This is a genomic window from Catellatospora sichuanensis, assembly GCF_007483665.1.
Classification (GTDB): Bacteria; Actinomycetota; Actinomycetes; order Mycobacteriales; family Micromonosporaceae; genus Catellatospora; species Catellatospora sichuanensis.
The window spans coordinates 32,053-49,190 of record NZ_VIQO01000034.1 but is presented as its reverse complement, the minus strand read 5'-3'; the positions used below and the strand labels follow the sequence as shown (position 1 = coordinate 49,190).

17 protein-coding genes are annotated in these 17,138 nt (G+C 72.9%); 5 read left to right on the top strand and 12 right to left on the bottom strand.

Annotation, left to right across the window (positions count from 1 at the left end; translation table 11 throughout):
• Positions 1-164: 164 nt before the first annotated feature.
• The 4 genes from FLL47_RS36810 to FLL47_RS36795 form a co-directional block, all read right to left on the bottom strand.
• The gene (locus FLL47_RS36810; RefSeq protein WP_144127288.1) at positions 165-578 is read right to left on the bottom strand and encodes a TIGR03668 family PPOX class F420-dependent oxidoreductase; all 414 of its coding nucleotides are present in this window, start codon (positions 576-578) and stop codon (positions 165-167) included.
• Positions 575-1,405, bottom strand: coding sequence for an LLM class F420-dependent oxidoreductase (locus FLL47_RS36805; RefSeq protein WP_144127287.1), 831 nt, complete (start codon positions 1,403-1,405; stop codon positions 575-577). Before FLL47_RS36805 ends, FLL47_RS36810 begins: the two co-directional genes overlap by 4 nt.
• Positions 1,406-1,498: 93 nt before the next feature.
• Positions 1,499-2,467: a ketopantoate reductase family protein gene (locus FLL47_RS36800; protein ID WP_144127286.1), complete on the bottom strand. Its 969-nt coding sequence runs from the start codon at positions 2,465-2,467 to the stop codon at positions 1,499-1,501.
• 16 nt (positions 2,468-2,483) lie between these two features.
• Positions 2,484-2,720: a hypothetical protein gene (locus FLL47_RS36795; RefSeq protein WP_144127285.1), complete on the bottom strand. Its 237-nt coding sequence runs from the start codon at positions 2,718-2,720 to the stop codon at positions 2,484-2,486.
• Between the two features lie 196 nt (positions 2,721-2,916).
• Here FLL47_RS36795 and FLL47_RS36790 point away from each other — a divergent pair, with 196 nt between their 5' ends.
• The gene (locus FLL47_RS36790) at positions 2,917-3,831 is read left to right on the top strand and encodes an NmrA/HSCARG family protein (protein ID WP_144127284.1); all 915 of its coding nucleotides are present in this window, start codon (positions 2,917-2,919) and stop codon (positions 3,829-3,831) included.
• 25 nt (positions 3,832-3,856) lie between these two features.
• On the opposite strand, the gene FLL47_RS36785 is transcribed toward FLL47_RS36790, so the two are convergent.
• Genes FLL47_RS36785 through FLL47_RS36760 form a run of 6 tightly spaced genes read right to left on the bottom strand, consistent with a single transcriptional unit; the run spans position 3,857 to position 10,648 of the window.
• Positions 3,857-4,795: an NAD-dependent epimerase/dehydratase family protein gene (locus FLL47_RS36785; protein WP_144127283.1), complete on the bottom strand. Its 939-nt coding sequence runs from the start codon at positions 4,793-4,795 to the stop codon at positions 3,857-3,859.
• On the bottom strand, positions 4,792-6,330 hold the full coding sequence (locus tag FLL47_RS36780; protein WP_144127282.1) for a class I adenylate-forming enzyme family protein: 1,539 nt from the start codon (positions 6,328-6,330) through the stop codon (positions 4,792-4,794). Before FLL47_RS36780 ends, FLL47_RS36785 begins: the two co-directional genes overlap by 4 nt.
• A complete protein-coding gene (locus tag FLL47_RS36775) occupies positions 6,327-7,478 on the bottom strand; it encodes a cytochrome P450 (protein WP_144127281.1) in 1,152 nt (383 codons plus the stop codon). Before FLL47_RS36775 ends, FLL47_RS36780 begins: the two co-directional genes overlap by 4 nt.
• Positions 7,475-8,224, bottom strand: a complete 750-nt coding sequence (locus tag FLL47_RS36770) for a glycosyltransferase family 2 protein (protein WP_144127280.1) — start codon at positions 8,222-8,224, stop codon at positions 7,475-7,477. Before FLL47_RS36770 ends, FLL47_RS36775 begins: the two co-directional genes overlap by 4 nt.
• Positions 8,224-9,225, bottom strand: a complete 1,002-nt coding sequence (locus FLL47_RS36765; protein WP_144127279.1) for a 3-oxoacyl-ACP synthase III family protein — start codon at positions 9,223-9,225, stop codon at positions 8,224-8,226. The genes FLL47_RS36770 and FLL47_RS36765 overlap by 1 nt, the downstream gene beginning before the upstream one ends.
• A 16-nt stretch (positions 9,226-9,241) precedes the next feature.
• The gene (locus tag FLL47_RS36760; RefSeq protein ID WP_144127278.1) at positions 9,242-10,648 is read right to left on the bottom strand and encodes an RNA-guided endonuclease TnpB family protein; all 1,407 of its coding nucleotides are present in this window, start codon (positions 10,646-10,648) and stop codon (positions 9,242-9,244) included.
• A 311-nt stretch (positions 10,649-10,959) separates the two neighbouring features.
• On the opposite strand from FLL47_RS36760, the gene FLL47_RS36755 reads away from it, so the two are divergent.
• The 4 genes from FLL47_RS36755 to FLL47_RS36745 all read left to right on the top strand — a co-directional run bounded on the left by FLL47_RS36755 (position 10,960) and on the right by FLL47_RS36745 (position 15,303).
• Positions 10,960-12,138 (top strand): cytochrome P450, encoded by a 1,179-nt coding sequence (locus FLL47_RS36755; RefSeq protein ID WP_246159140.1) that lies wholly within the window; start codon positions 10,960-10,962, stop codon positions 12,136-12,138.
• Positions 12,139-12,528: 390 nt separating this feature from the next.
• Positions 12,529-14,295, top strand: coding sequence for a family 43 glycosylhydrolase (locus tag FLL47_RS36750; protein WP_144127276.1), 1,767 nt, complete (start codon positions 12,529-12,531; stop codon positions 14,293-14,295).
• A 155-nt stretch (positions 14,296-14,450) separates the two neighbouring features.
• Complete coding sequence (locus FLL47_RS43340; protein ID WP_186316131.1) at positions 14,451-14,594, top strand: hypothetical protein; 144 nt, start codon at positions 14,451-14,453, stop codon at positions 14,592-14,594.
• Positions 14,595-15,024: 430 nt separating this feature from the next.
• A complete protein-coding gene (locus FLL47_RS36745) occupies positions 15,025-15,303 on the top strand; it encodes a DUF4193 family protein (protein WP_144127275.1) in 279 nt (92 codons plus the stop codon).
• A 39-nt stretch (positions 15,304-15,342) separates the two neighbouring features.
• Here the strand turns inward: FLL47_RS36745 and FLL47_RS36740 are convergent, their stop codons facing one another.
• Positions 15,343-15,930, bottom strand: coding sequence for a hypothetical protein (locus tag FLL47_RS36740; RefSeq protein ID WP_144127274.1), 588 nt, complete (start codon positions 15,928-15,930; stop codon positions 15,343-15,345).
• 39 nt (positions 15,931-15,969) lie between these two features.
• The gene (locus FLL47_RS36735; RefSeq protein ID WP_144127273.1) at positions 15,970-16,956 is read right to left on the bottom strand and encodes an ABC transporter permease; all 987 of its coding nucleotides are present in this window, start codon (positions 16,954-16,956) and stop codon (positions 15,970-15,972) included.
• Between the last annotated feature and the right edge of the window lie 182 nt (positions 16,957-17,138).

Genomic DNA, 17,138 nt, shown 5'->3' with positions numbered 1-17,138 from the left:
AACGGCGCTACTGGTCGAGCGTCCGGTATGCGCTCCGGCCTGTCGCGGTTCGGGACGCCAAAGCGTCCCGAAACGCGACACCCGCCGGAGGCGAATACTCGCGCCATGGCGTTCGACAGCCCGGGGACGCACTGAACCATCAGGGCGGTGCAGCCGCAGTGGACTCAGCGGGCGGCCGCGGTCCACTCGGTCCAGTGCGCCACGTCGACGGCCAGCACCGGACCCGGCGGCGGCTGCGCCGTGTACTGCGGGTAGCGCTCGGCCAGCAGCGCGAGCGCCATGACACCCTCCGGGTCGTCGGCGGTCAGCACACGGGCGGTCCCGTCGGCGCGCACCCACCACAGCGCCGACCAGTCGTCGTCGTAGTGGTCGGCGAGCAGGCACACGCGCGGGTCGGCGGCGACGTTGGCCAGCCGGCGCAGGGCGAGGGTGCGTTTGGGCTTGCGGTCCACCGCGCTGTAGACGGTATCCCCGGCCAGCGCGAACACCACCGGCACCAGGTGCGGCGCGCCGGACGGGCCGACCGTCGCGAGCCGGGCGACCCGGGCCGACACGAACCGCTCCCGGGCCGTGGTCATCCCCTGGTGTACGTGCCGATCGCGTGCTCCCACTGCTCCAGCGCCCGCTGGACGACCGCCTCGGGACCGGACGGCAGCCAGTGCATGGCCCGGTGCACCCCCGCCTCGGCCAGGCGCTCCAGCACGGCCGGGTCGGCCGGCACGGACATCAGCTGCACCTGGACCGGACGCTCGGCCCGGTCGCGGAGCTGGGCGATGCGGTCCAGCACGGCGGCGTCCTCGCCCCAGTTCGGCATCCAGCCGTCGGCGAAGGCCAGCACCCGGTCGAGCACGGTCGGGCCCGTGCCGCCGACCAGGATCGGCGGGTGCGGCCACTGCGCGGGTTTCGGATACGACCAGATCCGGTCGAAGTTCACGTGCTCACCGGAGTAGCTGGCCTCGTGCCGGGACCAGATCTCCTTCATCGCCTCGACGCGCTCGGCCAGGATCGCCATGCGCTTCTTCGGGTCGGTGCCGTGGTTGCGCATCTCCTCGCGGTTCCAGCCCGCGCCCACCCCGAACTCGAAGCGGCCGCCGGACAGGTGGTCGACGCTGGCCACGGCCTTCGCGGTATGGATCGGGTCGCGCTGGATGACCAGGCAGATGCCGCTGCCGACGCGCAGCCGCGAGGTCGCCGCGGCGGCCGCCGTCAGCGCGACGAACAGGTCGTAGCAGTGCCAGTACTTGGGCGGCATCTCGCCGAACGGGTAGGGGCTCTCCCGGCTGGCGGGGATGTGGCTGTGCTCGGCGAAGAACAGCGCGTTCTGACCGCGGTCCTCGACCAGCCGGGCCACCTCGCCCGGACTCATGCCGTCGTGGGTCGGGAAGTAACCGACACCGAACTCCATACCGTGCCCCCGTCCGTGCAGCCGCCAGTCAGCATATGCACTGATACCGGGAGTAATCAGGTATATCGACGGCAGGTCGCGCGGGTGGCGTGCTCAGGCGTCCGCGGGCAGCGTGGCCAGCCACTCCGCCGGGGCCAGGGACGCCGGGGCGCGGCCCTCGCGGGCGAACCGGTTGGCCCAGCGGCGCGCGTTCTCGTTGAACGGCGCGGCCAGCCCGTGCAGCCGGGCCAGCAGCACGATCTCGCCACTGAGGTGATCGGCCTCGATGTGGCCGGTGCCCCGGGCCAGGCTCTGCCACGACGAGCCGCCGCCGCGCGAGTCGGCGACCGCGGCCTTCAGGATGTCGGCCCGGCGCTCGTCGTCCTCGTCCTCCGGGGTGTACGCGATCCCGGCCGCGTCGAGCACCGCCGCCGCCTCGGCACGGATCCGCCCGACGATCTCCCGGGCGCCCTCGGCCCGCCCGCACACGGCGTCGACCGCGTTGCCGACGTTGCGCAGCAGCTTGCCGTACTTCCAGCGCATGATGTCGGGGCGCGGCTCGCTCCGGTACCCGGCCTTGCGGAACGCGGCGGCGACAGCTTCCGCGCTGCCGTCCACGCCGGACGGGAAGCGGCCGATGTCGAGCAGACCCGGCACCGGATGGCAGTCGGCGCGGACCACGCCGGGGGTCAGGTGCGTGGTGGGCGACATGACGCAGACGCCGTACACGTGCTCGAAGGCGCGCAGGGCCTGGCGCTCGTTGTCGACGCCGTTCTGCAGGCAGACGACGGCCGTGGCGGCCGGCGCGCACGCAGCGAGGCCACGCAGTGCGAGCTCGGTGTCCTGGCCCTTGACCGCGAGTAGCACGACGTCGCCGTCGCGCCACTCGATCTCGGCCGGCGCGGCGACGGCCGGCACGGCCATGGTGCGGGAACCGGCGCCGTCCTGCAGGGTCAGCCCGTGCTCGCGGATCGCGGCCAGGTGCGCGCCGCGCGCGACCAGGACCACGGACTGGCCGGACAGGTGCAGGTACGCGCCGAGCACGCCGCCGACCGCGCCGGCTCCGTAGACGATGAAACGCATCCGGCCAACCTACCGGTCACTCCACCGGGTGGCCGCCGTCGCCGTCGACGATGATGTCCATCTCGCCGTCCTGGGTGAGGTCGACCATGGTGACGTCGACCTGGCCGTCGCCGTCGGTGTCCGACTGGAACAGGTCGGCCTTGCCGTCGCCGTCGGTGTCGATCGCCCACAGGTCGGGCTGCCCGTCGCCGTTGGTGTCGATGGCGAGGATCTCGTCGTGGCCGTCTCCGCGGGTCTGCACAGTCTCCGTCATGCCGGCCCCGATACCCGGGTGCGGCGACGTTATGCCCCCGGTCTGCGGCGGCCGGGCGCGCCGAAGGCCTCGGATGTGCCATTCGCCGTCTCCGCCGCAGTTCCCCGCTCCGCGCCCCCACCTTCGCGGGGAGCTGGGCGTCAAAGCTAGTGGGGCGCCCGGACCGCGCTCTCGAACCGGACCACAGGGGGGCGACATGACCACGGACTTCAGGGCCGTACTGGTGATCGGGGCGACCGGGCAGCAGGGCCGCGCGGCGGTGCGGGCACTGCTGGTGCGCGGCTGGAACGTGCGGGCCTTCGTACGCGACCCCGGCACGGCCGCCGCACGGCGGCTGGAAGCGGCCGGGGCCTGGCTCGTGACCGGGGACCTCGACGACCCCGGGTCGCTGGCCGCGGCCATGAGCGGCGCACACGGGGTGTTCCTCGCGCTGCCCACGTTGAACGGGCCGCTGGTCACCCCCGAAGGCGTGGCCGCGGAGCGGCGGCGCGGCTTCTCGGTCGCCGAGCAGGCGGTCCGGACCGGGATCGGGCACCTGGTCTACAGCTCGGTCTTCGGGGCCGACAGCGGCACCGACATCTCCTACTACGACAGCAAGGCCGCGATCGAGACCCGCATCCGTGCCTTGGGCGTGCCCGCGACGGTGCTGCGCCCGGTGTCGTTCATGGAGAACTTCGCAACGCTGACCCGCCCCGCGATCGCGCAGGGCGAGGTGATCATGCCACTCGCGCTGCACCCGCTGACGCCGCTACCCATGATCGCGGCACACGACGTCGGCGAGTTCGCCGCGGTCGCCTTCGAGCGCCCCGACCGTCTGGTCGGCGTCACCTTGGAGATCGCCGGGGACGTGCGCACCGGGCCCGAGATCGCAGCCGCGTTCGGCCGCGCCGCGGGTCTGCCCGGCCGGTTCGCCCGGCTGCCCGCGGAGAACCTGCGCGCCTTCGACCCCGAACTGGCCCGGATGTTCGCGTGGATCGACTCCCGCCCCGCGGTGCCCAAACCCGACGCCCTGTTCGACCTGCACCCCGACCTGATGACTCTGGAGTCCTGGATCGGCACCACCACCGCCTGGCGCGGCGGCCACCTGCCGTTCGGCGGCTGGGTGGCCTGACCCGCCCTGCGACCCGCGAATCCGGCTACCAGCCCGCCGCCCCGGCGAACGACGTCGGGTCGGGGTGGTAGCCGAGCGCCTCCCGGGCGGCGGTGATGTCCAGCGTCCGCTCGACGGCCAGATGGCTGATCGCATAACGGGTCAGCCGGGGTGGTCGCGGGGAGCGGGCCAGCCGGTACAGCCCTTCGACAGCGGTCGCGAGCGGCCACACCGCCGCCAGGGGCAGGTACACCGGCCGGGCGGTGATGCCACGGGCCGCCAGGATGGCGCGCAGCGCGTCGTCGAGCACCACCGGTGCCGCGTCGGTGATGTTGAAGACGCCCCGCTCCACCGGCCCGCAGGCCGCGAGCGTGCACGCCTGCACCAGGTTGCCGACCGAGGTGAGGCTGATCAGCTGCCGCCCGTCGCCCACCGCCGGCAGACGGCGGCCGCGCACCGCGGCCAGCACCCGGGGCAGCAGCGTGGTGTCACCGGGGCCGTAGACGGCGTGCGGGCGCAGCACGATCGCAGGACGGTCCGCCGCCACGTCGAGCACGAAGCGCTCAGCCGCCGCCTTGGACTCGCCGTAGGCGTTGAGGTAACGGCCCACCGGGGCGCGGTCCTCGGCCGCCATGACCGTCGGCTGCCGGGGGTCGTACACGCTCGCGGTGCTGACGTGCACGAACCGCGCCAACGGCCAGGTGGCCAGCGCGTGCCGGGTCCCGTCGACGTTGACGGCGAAGAACTCCCTGCGCGGTCCCCAGTCGGTGACGGTGCCCGCGCAGTGCACCACGGCGTCCACCTCGGGCGGGTCGGCCAGCGGGCCGTCGGCGAGGTCCCACCGCCGGTACGCGGCCGCACCGACGTGACCGGGCGGGGGCTCCGCGCGGCGGCCGAAGCCGACGAGGTCGTGCCCCGCGCGGGTCAGCGCACGGCACACGGCGCCGCCGACGAAGCCGGACGCGCCGGTCACCGCGATCCTCACCGGGGCACCGGGCCGGGCGGGGTCACCAGATCGCGCAGCGCCTCCCGGTCGACCTTCTGTCCGCGGCCGGAACGGGGCAGGCGCGGCAGCACGAGGACGTCGTCGGGCAGCGCGTCGTGGTCGACGATCCCAGGCAGCTCACGCCGCAGCCGGGCGGGCAGCGCGGCGGACTCGGCCGCATCGGCGGCGACGACGGCCAGCACCACCCGCTCGTCGCCGTGGTCCGGATCGGGCACCCCGACGTACGCGGCCTCGGCGACGCCCGGCAGCGCGGTGATCGCGGGTTCGTAGAGTCCGGGATAGAGGTTGAACGAGCCGCGGATGAGCATGTCCTTCTTCCGGCCGAGCAGCACCAGGCGGCCCGACGCGTCGAGCCGGGCCAGGTCCCCGGTCGGCAGCCAGGGTGCCGGCGGCTCGCCGAGGTAGCCGGGGCTGCGGTTCGGCCCGGCCAGCAGCAGCTCGCCGTCGTCGGCGAGGCTGACCCGGACCCCGGTCAGCGGCGCGCCGAGCAGGTCGCCGGTATCGCCGCTCTCGGCATGGGCGATCTTGTCGGCCGCGGTGGCGAGCGCGACGGGCAGCATCTCGGTCATCGCGTACACGGACAGCACCTCCGCCTGCGGTGCCGCCGCGACGGCCCGGCGCAGCACCCCGGCGGGTGCGGGCGCGGAACCGAGCAGGATGTGCCGCAGGCTGGGCGGCAGCGGGCCGTCGGCGGCGTCGAGGATCTCGGCCAGCCGGACCGGCACGCAGTACGTGTGGGTGGCCTGCCGCTGTCGCAGCTGGGCCAGGAACAGGGCCGCGGAGCCGGTCAGCGGCGGCAGGGACCAGCGCGCTCCGGAGGCGAGCGTGGGCAGGCCGAGCATGAGCTGGTCGGTGTGCACGACGTCGCCGGGGCCGAGCGGCACCCGCTCGCGCAGCAGCCCGAGCGCGGCGGACAGCGACTCCCCGGTGTGCACCACGGCGCGGGGCCGCGCGGTGGTGCCGGAGGTGAAGATGACCGCGGCGGCGGCGTCCGGGTCAGTGAACGAGTCCGGCTCGGCCGGCAGTGTCGTGAGCAGCCGGTTCAGCGCCAGTGCGCCGGACGGCACGCCGGGCAGCCAGCGTCCGGTGTAGACGTGGTGGGCCACGTCCAGCGTGGACAGGTTCGGCAGCAGCAGGCCCCGGCGGCGGGCGTACGCGCGCACTGGGCGCAGCCGGCTCGCCGCGTACAGCAGCGACTCGGCGGCCGACCAGCGCGGCCGGGCCAGCCGCATGCGGGCGGTGAACATCTCCGGCCCTGCGCCCGGGTCGGCGAAGATCACGCAGCCACCGGCCGCGACCACGGCGATGGCCAGCACCAGCGACTCGGGCGACGGGCGCACCGAGAAGAGCACCCCGTCCCCGGGCCGCAGCCCGTTCTCACGCAGCCCGTGGCGCACCGACAGCACCCGCCGGCGCAGCTCGCCGTAGCTCAGCTCCGCGCCGTCGCCCGCGACCAGCGCCACCGCCGACGGGGTCCGGGACGCCTGCGCGAGCACCTTCTCCACCAGGCTCATCGGCTGATCACCAGTTCCCGGTAGGTCGGGATCAGCACGCCACGGGCCGCGCTCCGGCGCAGGATCCGCAGCGGTGCGGCGGCCAGCACGGTACGGGCCACCACGCGGATCTCGGCCATCGCGAGGGGATACCCGATGCAGAAGTGCGGACCGGCGCCGAACCACAGCCGCCGCAGTTCCGGCGGGTGCGGCCGGTCCAGGTCGAACGGCCCGTACGCCTGGCAGCAGTTGTGCGTCGCCAGCAGCACCCGGTCCCCCGGCCGGACCGCCACCGCACCGATCGCCGTCTCGGCGTGCACGCTGCGCAGCATCACCGGGGTCGGCGTGCTCACCCGCATCGCCTCGTCGACGGCGGGGTCCAGCAGCGCCGGATCGGCCGCGACCCGGTCCAGCTGCCCGGCGTCGTGCAGCAGCGCGATCAGGCGCGGCACCAGGGTCGCCACGGTCTCGGTGCCGGTGAGGAAGAACGCGCCCGCCGCGCCGCGCGCCTCGGCCTCGGAGATGCCCAGCGCCCGCATCCGGCCCATCACGGTGGTCTCGTCCCCGGCCCGGTAGGCGCGCGCGGCGACCTCGCCGACCGGGGCGAGGACTTCGCGGGCGCGCCGGGCCTGCGCCGGGGCCAGCGTGCGGGTGCGCAGCGTCACCATCGACACGATCTGCTCGCCCCGATGGAACATCGACCGGTGGTCGTCCTCCGAACGCGACTCCAGCCCGACCACCGCGCAGATCACCGCGCCCGCCATCACCCGCATGGTGTCGACCAGGTCCACCGGCTCGCCGCGGCCGAGCCGGTCGGCCAGCGCCGCCAGCGGCCCGGCCAGCACCTCGGCGCACAGCCGGTCGGCGTAGCCCGGGGTGAACAGCTCCGCGAGCCTGCCGCGCAGCGCCCGGTGCGCGGGACCCTCCATGTTGAGCAGCACCGACGGGCCGAGGATCGGGGTCCACAGGTCACCGGACGAGCCCGGTCCGTCCTTGCGGAACGTCTCGCCGTCCAGCAGCACCCCGCGGGCCAGTCCCGCGTCGTTGACGACGACGCCCAGGCCCGGCACCCGCACCACCGGTCCGCGCCGGGCCAGCAGCCGCAGCAGCGGGTACGCGAACGGGTGCGCACGCCGGTAGAGCCGGCGCTCCCAGGTGCCCGGCTTCACCGGATGTCCACCCGGTCCGGGGTGTAGCGGTGGTCGGCATACCAGGCCAGGGTGCCGACGAGGCCGTACGCGCGCAGCCGCCGGACCGAGCCGTGCACCAGCACGTCGCGGCGCAGGCCGTAGTCGCTGGTGAGCCTGCGCACCCGGTTGACCAGCGCCCGGTCCTCGTGGACGTCCTCGATGCGGGTGCGCGGGAAGCCGCCCGCCGCCTCGTAGAGCTCGGCGGTGATGGCCAGGTTGCAGCCGGGCATCATCACGTACGGGCCGACATACGCCGCGTCGCGGTTGCCGGGCCGGAACCGGCCGAACGTCGCCGCCAGCGACACCACCGCGGGCAGCAACCGTCGTTCCCACCAGCGCAGCGGAAACTCGTCGGCGCGAGGGCGCAGCGGGCCGCTGAGCAAACGCAGCCCGTCGTCGAAGCCGCGGCGCACCGCGGCGATCCAGCCGGGCGCGGGCAGGCAGTCGGCGTCGGTGCGGGCCAGCAGCGTCGCGCCGTTCGCGATGGCGTATCGCATGCCGGTGTCCGCCGCCGCTCCGGTGCCCTTCACCGGCTCACTGATCACGTACAGGTCCAGCCGGTCCGCGAACCCGGCGGCGATCGAGGCGGTCGCGTCGGTGCTGCCGTTGTCGACCACGACCACCGTGAACGCTCCGTCGCTCTGCTCGGTCAGCCGATGCAGCGTCGCGCCGATGGACCGCTGCTCGTCGTATGCCGGGATGACGACCCAGAGCCGGTGACCCATCACAGCTCCACGAACATCACGCCGAGGCTGACCCCGCCGGCCAGGCCGATCAGGGCGACCCGGTCGCCGGGCCCGCAGCGGCCGTCCTGGATGGCGGTGGCCAGCTGCAGCGGCAACGTGACGCTGGCCAGGTTGCCGTGCTCGGGCAGGGTGACCACGAGCCGGTCCGCCGGGATGTCCAGCCCGGCCCGCAGCTGCTCCAGGTAGGGCAGCGCGACCTGGTGCACGCACACGACGGCGAAGTCGTCCCAGCTCAGCCCGGTGTCGCCGAGCGCCTCCAGGAACAGCCGGGCGCCGTTGCGCACGAACACGTCGCGCAGCCGCCGCCCGTCGCCGCTGAAGAACGTCGCGTCCGGATCGCGCGGGTGCATGGTCCCGCCCGCGGGCAGTGTGCCCACGTCCCAGGCGGTGGAGTCGGCGGCGAAACGCCGGTGGAACACGCCGCCGGACGAGGCGGGCTCCAGCAGCATCGCGGCGCCGCCGTCGGACAGGGTGTAGCCGGCGAACGCGTCGATGAACTGGGCGCGGTCGCGCACCTGCCAGCGGATCGCCCGGGACGGCACCTCGCCGGAGCAGACCAGCACGCGCCGGTGCTGGCCGGTGACGATCAGCGCCTCGGCCAGCTGTACCGCGTTGAGGAAGCTGTTGCAGGCGTTCTTCACGTCGAACACCGCGCAGTTCGCGCCGAGTTTGGCGGCCACGATGTGCGCGGTGGCGGGCTCGATCAGGTCCTGCGAGGCCGACCCGAAGATGATCAGGTCGACGTCGGTCGCGGCCAGGCCGTGCCCGGCCAGCAGCTTCTCCGCAGCGGTCACCGCCAGGTCGGAGGCCTGCACGTCGTCGGCGGCGTAGTGCCGGTGCCGGATGCCGGTCAGGCGCGCCACGATCGTGGGATGCGGGACGAACCCCTGGCTGTGCTCGGCGATCCGGCGTTCCACCTGTGCGCTGCTGACGCGCACGGGGGGCAGGTGCGCCTCCACCCCGACGATCCTGGCTCTCATCCCACCTGCTTCCGATTTATTGCTCATAGCTGAGCAGGTCGGATGTTTCGCTCTCCGCCGCCGGATGGTAGCTGGAGTCCTGGACCGGCAGTCTGGTCCGGTGGCGATCGGCCCGTTCCAGCAAGATCTGCTTTACCCGGTGGTGAGGGGTGTGCAGGGCGATGTCGGAGTCGCCGGCTCTTGCCTGGATGTTGATCGCGGCGTTCACGTCTGCCTGCCACACGACCCTGCACCAGGTGCAGTGAAGCCGGTCCCCGTTGCGGCGGCCCAGGCCGCTGCAACGGTGACATGCTTGTGAGGTGTAGGCGGCGTTGACGGAAACGAGCGCAGAACCTCTGCGCTCCGACACGCTTTTCAGTGCCTCGGCGGTGACCCCTTTGGTCCACGCCGCCAAGCGTCTGTTCACGTTCCTGCCGAGCGGTTTGCGCACGGCGAAGGTCTTAGTGAGGTCCTCGGCCACGACGGTGGCGGCCTTGTCGACCACCCGGTGCACGGCGGCGAACGTCTCGGTGCGCACCCTAGCCCGCCAGGCCTTGTCGCGGCGGTTCTTCTTGACCGTGCCCAGGTTGTTCCTGAGAATGCGGTCGGCCTTGGCCTTCTCGCCGCGCGCTGCGGCGTGGTTGGCGATCGAACGCAACCTGGCCCGGCGGCGGCCTTTGTCCTTACGCCTGTCGGACTCGGTAGTGAGCAGTGTGCCTAGGCCCGTGCCGTGATGTTCACCGTCGGCGTCGGTGAGCACCTCGGTGTAGCCCTTGTCCACGCCGATGGTGGCCGATCCGCACGGGCGCCGGCTGGTGTTCATCGTGGCCGCGTCGATCTGGTAATGAATCTCGACCCGGTCCTCGCGCAGGATCAGCCGCAGCGTGCCGGTCGGCGCGAAAGTGGTGCGCAGCGGGATCTTCACCATCGCCCGCTGCTGCAGGCCGGGGACGGCCAGCCACAGTCGACCGCGGGCGTCGGCCCGGGTGTTGTGCTGGTCGGCGCGCACCACGATCTGGTCGTGGGTGCGGTTGCGGCCGCGTCGCCAGTGGCGGCGCATCTGCCGGGCCAGGTACGCATCAGCGGCCCACAATTCGGCCTTCAGCGCCGTGAACAGCCGGCGCCGTTCGGCCGGATCACTGGTGTGCCGGCCGATCGCGCGGCGAACCTTCACCTTCGCGGCGGCCCGGTTCGCGGCGATGTCGGCCATCGCGTCGCGGACCGTCTCCTTCCACGCATTGGCCAGCACCCCGAACCCGCGGTGGGTGCCCTCGGCCAGCCACCGGTCACGGACCAGCCGGCCGGAAAGGCCCGCACCGCCCACCGACCCGTGGCGCTGCCACACCAGACAACGCACCCGACCCAACCGGCGGGCCTGCTCCGCCAGGGCACGGTACTTGCCCGGGTTAAGTCGGTGCGAGTGCGCGATCCGCGTAGCCTTCACGCCGCGGCCGCCTGCCGCCACGTCGCGTATGCGTCGCAGTAGACCAGACACTGCCGCCCCGACGCAGCGCAGTCAGAAGCGATCTGGCTACCGGCCCCCCAACCGCGGACAGTATTCGCCAACCAGCCGATGCGGTCCACGAACTCCCCGATCCGACCAACACTGCGCACAATGGCCAACCCTACACACGCGTCCAGATAGGAATATCCCCACTAGTCGAAAGTTGCTGCACGGCTGGGCCGCCCGGCGGCGGTCCGGCATGGCATACCATCTGTGCACGGCAGTCGGAGGGCGAAATGCATCACGGTCTGGTGTCCGAACACGCACAGGCCCGCAGGCACGAGGCACGGCTGCTCCGGGCGGGCAACCCGGCACTGTGGACATTGCTGACGGTCGGCCGGTTGCTCGGACCGATCGCGCGGCTCCCCCGGCTCGGCTGGGTCGTCACCGATTCGGTGCTGGCCCGGCGCATCCTCAACGACCCGGCGTTCAGCATGGTCGGCGAAGGCGGGGTGGGTGACCTGTGGGGTCAGCTGTTCGGGGCCGAGTTCGCGTCGTTCTTCGCCGGGGCGCGCCATACCGAGCTGCGCTCGCTGGCCCGGGACATGTTCACCGAGGACAGCGCCCGGTCGCTGGTCGACCGGGTGCAGGGCCCGCATCACGCCTTGCTGCGCGCCCGCCTGGCGGCCGGTGAGGAGGTGGACCTGGCCGCGGTGGTCCGCACGACGTCGGCATACACCGTCGCCGATCTGCTCGGGGTGGCCGTTTCCGATGACGACGCGGCGCTGGCGCTGTTCGCGTCCGCGGAGCGGCTGGCCGCGCTGGCGCTGGGCACGCAGGTGTCCACGGCGCTCGCGTCCGAGGTGCTCGCCAAGGCGCGCGGGCTGGTCGACGCGATCACCGGCGGCGTCGAGCGGGCGTACCGCACCGGCGGCCCGGACACCATCCTTGGCCGCTGCCGCGGCCTGGATCTCGGGCTCGACCTGGCGAAGGGGCTGACCACGCTGCTGGTGATCGCGGGCACCGAGACCGGTGCGTCCTCGCTGACCCGCACCGTGGCGCTGCTGCACGACACGGGGCAGCAGCACCGGCTGCTGGCCGACCCGGCGCTGACCGCCAACGCGGTGCGGGAGGGGCTGCGGGTCACCACGCCCGCGCCGGTGATCGGACGGCACATCGCCCGGGACACCGAGATCGCCGGGCGGCGTCTGCACCGGGACGGCCGGGTGATGATGCTGACCTACGTGGCCGACAACAAGGCCGGGCCGTTCGATGTCACCCGTGAGTACGTGCCCGAGACCCGCCAGTTGTGGTTCGGCGCGGGACGGCATCTCTGCCTGGGCGCGGCGGTGGCCAGGGTGCAGCTGACCCGCCTGCTGGAGACGCTCATCGCCGACGGGCGGCCGTGGCAGGTGGTGTCCCGGACGCCCGCCCGGCGGGTCCTGGTGCCGACGTACGAGTCACTGCGCATCCGGACCGCGGCGGCCTGACCCCGCGAAACCTTTTCGCAGCGCGCGCCGTCGGGAGTGGACCCTCCACCGCCGACGGCGCTGTCGTTGCGGCACCGTGGCGGTGGGACACGCGCGCGCCGTTGCCGAAAAGGTTTTCGTCCGTCATCGTGGCACCTGTCGATGCACCGGCATCCCCGGCCTGTGGGCCGCCACCCGGCGAGAGGAGCGCGGACCCCGACCTCAGCACCCGCGGTGGCGGGCGTCCGCCACCACCGACAGCCCTGAACAGGTGAGGCACCGACCAGCCCCCGCGGTGACCGGGTAGGCACGGCTCCCCTACGGCGCGTCCCGCCGGCCGGGAGACGGCGTGCACCGCGGCGGCCCATGGCGGCGTCTCGCCGAGACCGCCCTTACCCGGAGGACGCGAACATGACACGCTCCCGACTACTGTCCCTGCTCACCGTGCCCGCCATCGTGGCCGCGACGCTGTTCGTCCCGCAGCCCGCCGCCGCGATCGTCACGTTCAGCACCACGGCCGTCAATCAGAACGGCGGCAACTGCGCGGCCCTGCCCGGCGGCAACACCGCCAACCTGGTGCAGCTCACCCAGCAGGCCTGCAACTCCGCCACGTACCAGCGGTTCACCTTCACGCCGGTGTCGGGCACCACGGACACCTACACCATCGCGACGTCGACGTCAGGCAAGTGCGTCGACGTCAACGGCGCCTCCACCGCCGACAACGCCACCATCATCCAGTGGCCCTGCCACACCAACCCCAACCAGCGGTGGCGGCTGACCCCGGTGACGGTCGGCGGCACCGACAAGACCTTCAACGTCGTGTCGGTCGGCTCCGGCAAGTGCATCGTCCCCAGTGGCGGGTCGAACGCGGCCAACACCGGACTCGTGCAGCTGCCGTGCAGCACCGCGACGAGCCGGGTGTGGCGCCTGCCGTCGTACGTCACCGACAGCACCGGCGTCACGGTCACCAACCCCGGCAGCCGCTCCACCGCCGTCAACACCGCCACCTCGCTGGCGCTGCAGGCGTCGGGCGGCTCCGGCGGCTACACCTGGACGGCGAGCGGCCTGCCCGCCGGGCTGAGCATCAACGGCTCGACCGGCGTCATCAGCGGCACCCCGACCACCGTGGCGTCGTACACCGTCACCGCCACCGCGACCAGCGGCGGCGTCAGCGGCAGCACGACGTTCAGCTGGACGGTCACCTCGGGCGGCAGCACGAACACGTTCACCAACCCGATCAAGGCGCAGGGCCCGGACCCGTGGCTGCAGTACTACAACGGCTACTACTACCTGGCCACGACGACCTGGAACCGCACCATCACCATGCGCCGGGCGACCACCATGCGCGGCCTGGCCACCGCCACCGACCAGGTGCTGTTCAACCTGACCAACCCCAACGGCGCGGGCACCATGTGGGCGCCCGAGTTCCACCTGCTCAACGGCCCCAACGGGCTGCGGTGGTACTTCTACTACACCGCCGGGCAGGAGCCCTACAACCTGGGCACCCAGCGCATCCACGTGCTGGAGAGCGCGGGGACCGACCCGATGGGCCCGTACAGCTTCAAGGCGAGCCTGCTCGACCCGACGGCCAACAACACCTGGGAGCTGGACCCGGGCATCCTGCAGCTCAACGGCCAGCTGTACCTGCTGGGCACGTTCTACAACGGCTCCCAGCCGCTCTTCATCCGGCCGCTGAGCAACCCGTGGACCGCCAGCGGCACCCGTCGCATCCTGACCACGCCGACGCTGAGCTGGGAGACGGTCGGCGGGGCGGTCGCCGAGGGCGGTGAGGTCCTGCAGCGCAACGGCAGGACCTTCATCATCTACTCGGCCAGCCACTGCTCCACCCCGGACTACAAGCTGGGCATGCTCACCTACAACGGCAGCGGCGACCCGCTGCTGTCGTCGTCGTGGACGAAGTCGCCCAACCCGGTCTTCCAGCGCTCCAACGCCAACAGCGTGTACGGGCCGGGCCACAACGGCTTCTTCAAGTCGCCCGACGGGACCGAGGACTGGATCGTGTACCACGCGAACAGCTCGACCAGCGGCGGCTGCGACATGAACCGGTCCACCCGGGTACAGAAGATCACCTGGAACGCCGACGGCACCCCTAACCTCGGCGTGCCGGTCGCGACCGGTGTCACCCTGACGGCGCCCTCGGGAGAGCCGGCCCCGTGACCGTCGCCGCCCGCCGCCACCAGCGCCACGGTGGCGGCGGGCGGCAGCATCCGGATGCCGTTCGGCCGTGCCGTGACCGGACGCGGCCTGCCCGGTACTGGAGTGAATGAGCGTTTCACAGAATGATGTCCGCTTGGACCGGCTAACCTCGCCGCATGTTCACCGTCGGGGTCACCGTGGCCGAGATCACCGGCCCTCGCCCGGTCATGCGCCGAGTACGCTCGGGGCAGGTCCGGCCGACCCGGCCGCTGCCCCAGGATTTGCTGGTCGGCAACAATTCCGCCAGACCGGACCGGTGATCCGTGAAACCCTCCCGACGCCGCGCCGCCCGGTCGAGACGGGCACGCGGACGCGTGTCGGCGCGCCGATCTTCGACAGGTTCACGATCGAGCACCCCGGCGGGGGCTACACTCTCGCCCGCACGTGGTGGTGGGCCGCGCGCACCGGCGGGAGCGGGATCAAGCTCGTCTCCGCCACCTGCTGCACCGCGGCGACGGGGCGCTGCGGGTGGTCGCGCACCTCCACCACCAGGGGATCTCGTAGCCGTCGAAAGGGCCGGCGAGGGCCGTAAGAAAGACCCTCGCAGCCGCGAACCGAAACGACGGCCCCGGCGTTGAACCTGCAACACCCCGCCGCTGCCGAGATGTGATGCGGAACAACATCGGCGGGACTGGAATAGGCAACACAGTGACGGTGTTCCAACGGTGCGTCACGAGGGGGGAGAAGACCATGGCAATCACCGACTACGACACGCCCCGCACGCCCGCCGTCGAGGAAGACAGCCTCGAGGAACTGCGGGCCCGACGGGATGCGCCCAACGCTTCGGCGGTGGACGTCGAGGAGAGCGAGTCCTACGACCTGCCCGGCGGCGAACAGCTCGACGAAGAGCTGACCGTGCCGGTCGTGGCCCAGCAGGCGGACGAGTTCCGCTGCACGAAGTGCTTCCTGGTCCGCCACCGCAACCAGCGGGCGGCGGCAGGCAAGGACGTGTGCGTCGAATGTGCCTGATGTAGCGCGGGCGGCGGTCGCGGCCCGGGAGCGCGGGCGTCAGCTCTGCGCGGCCCGGGCGGCCCCCGCCCTGTCCGGCTTCCAGTGCCCGAGGTACTTGCGCCGGTACTTCGGGTCCGTCTCCAGGTCGATGAGCCGGCGCGCCGTGGACTCGATCCCGGCGTCGCCGGTGGCGTCGCACAGTCGGCGCAGGCTCGCGACGATGTCGTTGCGGATCAGCGTCGCGTTCTTCTCGGCCGCACAGTCGCGGTAGCGGCCCTCCAGCGCCGCGACGACCGCGGCCCGCTCGACCGGCCCGGCCAGCCCGATGCGCCACAGTGACAGCAGGCAGTGCCGCGCGGTGACGAACCGCGGGTCGCGGGTGACCTCGATCAGCGCGGGCAGGTCGTCGACGATGCGCTCCGACGGGTCGCCCGCGGCGAGGTTGCACAGCAGCTGTGCCGCGACGGCACGGTTGTGGTTGTCGGCATGGCCGAGCTGAGCGACCACTTCGCCCCAGACCTCGTGCGCCCATGGGACCGGCTGCCCGGTCTCGTCCATGAAAGCGTCGAACGCCGCGTTCTGCCGCGCCCGGTCGGCGGCCCACAGGTCGCCGAACCGTGCCGGAACCCCGCCCGCCTCGGTCACGGACACATAGTGGCACAGGACCTGCGGTCGCGTGGGCCCCTAGCGGGGCAGCTCAGGACCGGCGATCTTGTCCAGCACCCAGCCGACGGCGACCCCGAGCAGGATCGCCACGCCTGCGGGCAGGGTGAAGGCCAGCCAGCTCGGCGCGTCGGCCAGGCGCAGCGCGAAGTCGGTCAGCACGAGCAGCGCGGTGGCCAGCACCGTGCCCGCCACGCCGCCGCGGTAGGTGAAGACGCTCACGCCGCCGAGCAGCACTGCGGCCACCGCGAGCAGCATCCGGTCGCCGGTGCCGGGGAAGGCGCCGCCGAGGTGGCCCACCAGCGCGATGCCGCTGACCGCGGCCAGCATGCCGGACCCGGCGAACCCGGCCACCGCGCCGAGCAGCCGTTTCACCTCGAATCGCGGAACCTCGCCGTCGACCCGGGGCACGGTGACCGCGCGCCGCCCGCGCTTGATGAGGAAGGCGATTCCGCCGGAGATGGAGCCGAGCACGAACACGCCCGCCCAGGCCCACGCCGCCCATGCGGAGTCCGGGCCGTCGCGCAGGATGACACCGCGGGAGTCGGCCAGGCCCAGCGCGACACCCTGCGCCACGGCGAGGCCGCCGAGCGACACAGCCCAGGCGGGAGCCGAGGTGAGCCCGGTGACCACACCGAGGACGAGGCAGAACAGCGCGACGATCGCTACCGCGGTGAGCCCGGCGAGCACACCCGGCCAGTCGGCCTCGACGAGCTTGGCGTAGACGACCCCGGCCAGCGCCGACAGCGCCCCGACGGCGAGGTTCGGGTTACCGGTGCGCAGCGAGAGGGCGAAGCCGCTGGCGAGCAGGCCGACCGTGGCCAGCGACATCCACAGTCCGCGGCCGAAGGCGTCGCCGTCGCTCTGCGCGCCGACGACCAGTGCCGCGATGGCGACCAGCACGAACAGGACCGCTTCCCAGCCGAGGTGCGAGAACAGGGCCGCGGCGCGCCGGGGGCGGCGCGGCGGCAGATCGGGGCCCGTCACGGGCGGCGCCATGATCACCATGTCCGAACCTCCACTGACCGTCGCGAATGGACAGCTGTCGACTATAGACCCGGCCCGCTCGGGGTGCCATCGGCCTGACGGAGCGTTCGCCGCCGCCCGGCCAGGCGCAACCGGGCCGGTACGGCGCTCGGCTTCGTTCCGTGGACCGCGTCCCGAAGATCGGCTACGCTGGCCCGAGGAGC

Excerpts from the sequence above, each read along its gene's own strand:
- FLL47_RS36810 (WP_144127288.1), bottom strand. The coding sequence starts at position 578 with ATGACCACGGCCCGGGAGCGGTTCGTGTCGGCCCGGGTCGCCCGGCTC.
- FLL47_RS36805 (WP_144127287.1), bottom strand. The coding sequence starts at position 1,405 with ATGGAGTTCGGTGTCGGTTACTTCCCGACCCACGACGGCATGAGTCCG.
- FLL47_RS36800 (WP_144127286.1), bottom strand. The coding sequence starts at position 2,467 with ATGCGTTTCATCGTCTACGGAGCCGGCGCGGTCGGCGGCGTGCTCGGC.
- FLL47_RS36795 (WP_144127285.1), bottom strand. The coding sequence starts at position 2,720 with ATGACGGAGACTGTGCAGACCCGCGGAGACGGCCACGACGAGATCCTC.
- FLL47_RS36790 (WP_144127284.1), top strand. The coding sequence starts at position 2,917 with ATGACCACGGACTTCAGGGCCGTACTGGTGATCGGGGCGACCGGGCAG.
- FLL47_RS36780 (WP_144127282.1), bottom strand. The coding sequence starts at position 6,330 with ATGAGCCTGGTGGAGAAGGTGCTCGCGCAGGCGTCCCGGACCCCGTCG.
- FLL47_RS36770 (WP_144127280.1), bottom strand. The coding sequence starts at position 8,224 with ATGGGTCACCGGCTCTGGGTCGTCATCCCGGCATACGACGAGCAGCGG.
- FLL47_RS36765 (WP_144127279.1), bottom strand. The coding sequence starts at position 9,225 with ATGAGAGCCAGGATCGTCGGGGTGGAGGCGCACCTGCCCCCCGTGCGC.
- FLL47_RS36750 (WP_144127276.1), top strand. The coding sequence starts at position 12,529 with ATGACACGCTCCCGACTACTGTCCCTGCTCACCGTGCCCGCCATCGTG.
- FLL47_RS43340 (WP_186316131.1), top strand. The coding sequence starts at position 14,451 with ATGTTCACCGTCGGGGTCACCGTGGCCGAGATCACCGGCCCTCGCCCG.
- FLL47_RS36745 (WP_144127275.1), top strand. The coding sequence starts at position 15,025 with ATGGCAATCACCGACTACGACACGCCCCGCACGCCCGCCGTCGAGGAA.
- FLL47_RS36735 (WP_144127273.1), bottom strand. The coding sequence starts at position 16,956 with ATGGTGATCATGGCGCCGCCCGTGACGGGCCCCGATCTGCCGCCGCGC.